This window comes from Pseudomonas sp. AC083 (genome assembly GCF_979253165.1).
The window spans coordinates 1-234 of record NZ_CEEDDH010000356.1; the positions used below are offsets into that span (position 1 = coordinate 1).

Annotated in this window: 1 protein-coding gene; it reads left to right on the forward strand. The window is 44.4% G+C overall.

Translation table 11 applies throughout. The features are described from left to right. Positions 1-135: 135 nt before the first annotated feature. Positions 136-234: glycine--tRNA ligase subunit alpha (locus AC0IXA_RS28185; RefSeq protein WP_471815024.1), on the forward strand; the 99-nt coding region annotated here is incomplete at its 3' end.

Below are 234 nucleotides of genomic sequence, written 5' to 3' on the forward strand. Positions count from 1 at the left end.
TCCCTATGTTTGCAAAGAACCTTGCGAGCATAGAGACGGGAGTTTTTGTGTTCTTTTACAAGGTTCTAATCCCACCCGCCATACATAGCGGTTGGTGTAGAAAAGATGGAGGTGCGATCATTGAATATTCAAGACATGATTTTGACGCTGCAAAAGCATTGGTCAAATGAAGGCTGCGTATTAATGCAGGCGTATGACACAGAAAAAGGTGCCGGAACGATGAGTCCATACACG